This is a genomic window from Dysgonomonas sp. PH5-45 (assembly GCF_029893235.1).
Lineage (GTDB): Bacteria > Bacteroidota > Bacteroidia > Bacteroidales > Dysgonomonadaceae > UBA1309.
On sequence record NZ_JARXWE010000054.1, the window covers coordinates 1 to 3,950 of the forward strand.

Annotated in this window: 3 protein-coding genes; all 3 read left to right on the forward strand. The window is 40.2% G+C overall.

Annotated elements, in window-relative coordinates; all coding sequences use genetic code 11:
* The first annotated feature begins 299 nt into the window (after positions 1-299).
* The 3 genes from ctlX to M2132_RS11765 all read left to right on the forward strand — a co-directional run bounded on the left by ctlX (position 300) and on the right by M2132_RS11765 (position 3,871).
* A complete protein-coding gene (gene ctlX, locus M2132_RS11755; RefSeq protein ID WP_280673755.1) occupies positions 300-1,238 on the forward strand; it encodes a citrulline utilization hydrolase CtlX in 939 nt (312 codons plus the stop codon).
* Between the two features lie 52 nt (positions 1,239-1,290).
* Positions 1,291-2,526 (forward strand): ornithine--oxo-acid transaminase, encoded by a 1,236-nt coding sequence (gene rocD / locus M2132_RS11760; protein ID WP_280673757.1) that lies wholly within the window; start codon positions 1,291-1,293, stop codon positions 2,524-2,526.
* Positions 2,527-2,758: 232 nt separating this feature from the next.
* The gene (locus tag M2132_RS11765; RefSeq protein ID WP_280673759.1) at positions 2,759-3,871 is read left to right on the forward strand and encodes a hypothetical protein; all 1,113 of its coding nucleotides are present in this window, start codon (positions 2,759-2,761) and stop codon (positions 3,869-3,871) included.
* The last annotated feature ends 79 nt before the right edge of the window (positions 3,872-3,950 follow it).

A 3,950-nucleotide genomic window follows, 5' to 3' on the forward strand; every position in this document is an offset into this window, starting at 1 on the left:
AGAGATTGAGCAAATGTTCAACGCGCTTATTTCATTGATAATAAATAATTTAACTAAACAAATCAGCGAATTGTTTCAACTACTGATTCGCATTAGTAATCAAATTTAAACAGACTCTTAGTAAATTGAAAAAATAATCGGGTATTTATTTGGATTACAACATAGAAGCTACCACGCCTCGAATATTTCTTTACAACTAAAACAATTTCTGTTTTTAAGCTATCTGTTAATTCTTTGTTTTGCACTCTGTTTTACTATCTTTGTGTAGTTTCATTATAAAAATACCATTTTGTAAAATCATGGCAAAACAAAATTCAAACACTATTCTAATGATAGAACCCGTAGCTTTCGGGTTTAACGAACAAACTGCAGTTAACAACTACTTTCAGAAAAAAGACGATACCGCCGAAGCGACCATTCAAGATAAAGCCCATGCTGAATTCGAAGCCATGGTACAAACATTGTGCGGCAAAGGCGTTAATCTGATTGTAGTAAAAGATACTATCGACCCACATACACCCGATTCGATATTCCCGAACAACTGGATTTCGTTTCACGAAGACGGGCGCATAGCCGTTTACCCTATGTGTGCCGTAAACCGCCGAGTGGAGCGTCGTGTCGATATTCTGAATCAGATGGTAGAAGATGGCTTCTACATTGCCGATATATTAGACTATACAGCATCCGAAGCCGAAAACAGATTCTTGGAGGGTACAGGCAGTATGATTCTTGACAGAGCCAATAAAGTGGCTTATGCCGCCCTTTCGGAACGTACCAACAAAGAACTTTTCCTTACTTTCTGCAAGGATTTTGCATATACCCCTGTTTATTTCCATTCGTACCAAACGGTAGGCGATAAACGTTTGCCAATATACCACACCAATGTTATGATGTGTGTTGCCGACCGCTATGCGATAATCTGCCTTGATACGATAGACAATGCCGATGAACGAAAATTTGTTGAAAAAACACTTACCGACAATGGCAAGGAGATAATAGAAATAACCGAACAGCAAATGCACAACTTTGCGGGTAATATGTTGCAAGTTGAAGGGCGTGACGAAGTGCCATACTTGGTAATGTCGCAGTCGGCTTACGATTCTTTGACCGACGATCAACGCAACCGTATACGCGCATACAACGAGATAATCAGCGTAGCGATACCAACCATCGAAAAATACGGCGGCGGTAGTGCCCGTTGTATGATGGCCGAGGTGTTCATACCACGTAAACTTTAAAAAAACAATAACCACAGGTATTTTCAATAACCTGCAAAATAAATTTAAGCTTATGGAACAAAAGTTATCTGCTCCACAGTTGATGGAGCTGGAGAATAAGTATGGTGCGCACAATTATCATCCGCTACCTGTTGTTCTTGAAAAAGGGGAAAGTGTTTATGTATGGGATGTAGATGGAAAACGGTATTACGATTTTCTGTCGGCATATTCGGCCGTTAATCAGGGTCATTGCCATCCTAAGATTATAGATGCTATGTTGCGGCAAACAAAAACCCTGACGCTTACCTCGCGTGCTTTCTACAACAGCAAATTGGGTGTTTATGAAGAGTTTGTGACAAAGTATTTCGGATTCGACAAGGTTCTTCCTATGAATACCGGAGCCGAGGCTGTTGAAACAGCGTTGAAGCTTTGCCGCAAATGGGCTTACGAGAAAAAAGGACTGCCTAAGGATTCTGCCCAGATAATCGTTTGCGAAAATAACTTCCATGGGCGTACAACAACAATCGTTTCGTTCTCGATCGATCCCGATGCGTACAGCAATTATGGTCCGTTCACTCCGGGCTTCACTGTTATACCTTATAACGATGTTGCGGCTCTTGAAAAAGCTTTGAAAGAAAACCCTAATGTCGCGGGCTTCTTGGTTGAACCGATACAGGGTGAGGCGGGTGCTTATGTTCCCGATGATGGCTACCTGAAAAAATGTTTCGATTTGTGTAAACAACACAATGTGCTTTTCATTGCCGATGAAGTTCAGACAGGTATTGCCCGTACAGGTAAGCTTTTGGCTTGCGACTACGAAGGCATCCACCCCGATATCCTGATTTTGGGCAAAGCCCTTTCGGGTGGTGTTTATCCGGTTTCGGCCGTATTGGCGCGCAACGAAATTATGGACGTAATAAAACCCGGTCAGCATGGTTCTACCTTTGGAGGTAATCCCATTGCGGCCACTGTGGCCATTGCTGCCCTCGAAGTGGTTCGTGACGAACAGCTTGCCGACAAAGCTTACAAACTGGGGCAAATATTCCGCAATGCTATGGCGGAACTCTGCAAAACATCGAAAATCGCAAAATCGGTTCGTGGAAAAGGGCTGCTTAATGCCCTTATCATTAATAACGAAGGACACAAAGACCTCGCTTGGGATATCTGCATTAAACTGAGCGAAAACGGCTTGCTTGCTAAGCCAACACATACCAATATCATCCGTTTTGCTCCACCTTTGGTTATTACCGAAGAACAGTTGAATGAATGTATTGATATCATTCACCGTACAATCGCTTCGTTCGAGTAAGTTTCTTATTGAAGTACATATATAACATAAGAAAGCAGTAGAAATACAATTTATCCCCTACTGCTTTCTTGATTTATCTTCTGTATATCTGTTCATTAAACTGTCATGTCGATTCAAAAAATCGACAGTTTTCTGTACCTGCCCAACAATGGTAAAAAGAAATAACAGAATACTTTCCGATTAGTTTCTTTTTTTATCTTTGGCGGGAATATTATGACACAAAACGAACTTTATGAAAAAACTACTTTTCTTCCTTTTTCTTTTAGGAGCATTCGTACTGAATATACAGGCACAGAAAGGTGTAGGCATCGACTCTAATCCGTTTTTCGACAATCTGATAGTAGAAAAAACATTGCTTACCAACATCGACCCACAACGACTAACAGTAGTAGAAAAAGAAAAACCTGCAGAGTTTAAATTTAAGCTTTATAGCTATACCCTATCGGACGATGAATGTTGTAAATTAGGTTTTTCGATAAACGAACCTATATACCTATTTTTCTATGAGAATGAGGAAGGGAAAATGGTATTAGGAACAATATCTCTCTATAAGCGCTATTCCTTTAAGCTAACAAAAGACGAAGTGCGCGATACCAAACGACGCAAACAACAATTCACACTCATAAACAAAGAAAGTCGGAAGATACTGGAAGGTATCAGCAAAGTACCTGAGAAAGAGAAAAGTTTTGATATTATAATGGATCGTTACAACGATGGAGCCTCTATTTCCGCATGGAATACGTATCGGACAGATGCTTACGACGCTTACGTTATGCGTTATTATTCTTTATTCCCTTTACAGGAAGCATACCAATCACAGTGGATTAATGGTGAAAAAGAAGGAGGAGATATTTATGTGCGAATTATTGGGCAGAAATTGATGCGGCTGGCGGCTGGTATACCCGGATTCGAAAAAATAAGCCTTTCTCTGTTCGACTTAGAAAAAGACGAACTATTGGCCAATGCCCGGATTCTCGATAAAACCGAATTTTTATCCATAACTCAAACAAACGAAAACGAACCGATAGATAATGAAGATGTACCCACATTGGCCGAAGACCCTTTCGTTGTGCGCGGAGGTTTGCGAGTGGCAACACCCACCGAATTGGAAAAATACAGTTGGATGCCCATTACGGTGAGTAACGGAATGGAGTTAAAGGTTTTTGTGGGGGATAATAAGGATGCTTACTTCAATTTTATTTATCAGGATCAAGATGAAGATGCCATCGGATTTCTGATAGGAAATAACAGAAATAATAGGATTGAACAGTTTAGATATTCTAATCTGCCATCAACGGGCTCGCCACGAAACGATATAGAATTTATAAGTAATGCGAATCAGTAGTTGAAACAATTCGCTGATTTGTTTAGTTAAATTATTTATTATCAATGAAATAAGCGCGTTGAATATTTGCTCAATCTCT

Excerpts from the sequence above, each read along its gene's own strand:
- rocD (WP_280673757.1), top strand. The coding sequence starts at position 1,291 with ATGGAACAAAAGTTATCTGCTCCACAGTTGATGGAGCTGGAGAATAAG.
- ctlX (WP_280673755.1), top strand. The coding sequence starts at position 300 with ATGGCAAAACAAAATTCAAACACTATTCTAATGATAGAACCCGTAGCT.
- M2132_RS11765 (WP_280673759.1), top strand. The coding sequence starts at position 2,759 with ATGAAAAAACTACTTTTCTTCCTTTTTCTTTTAGGAGCATTCGTACTG.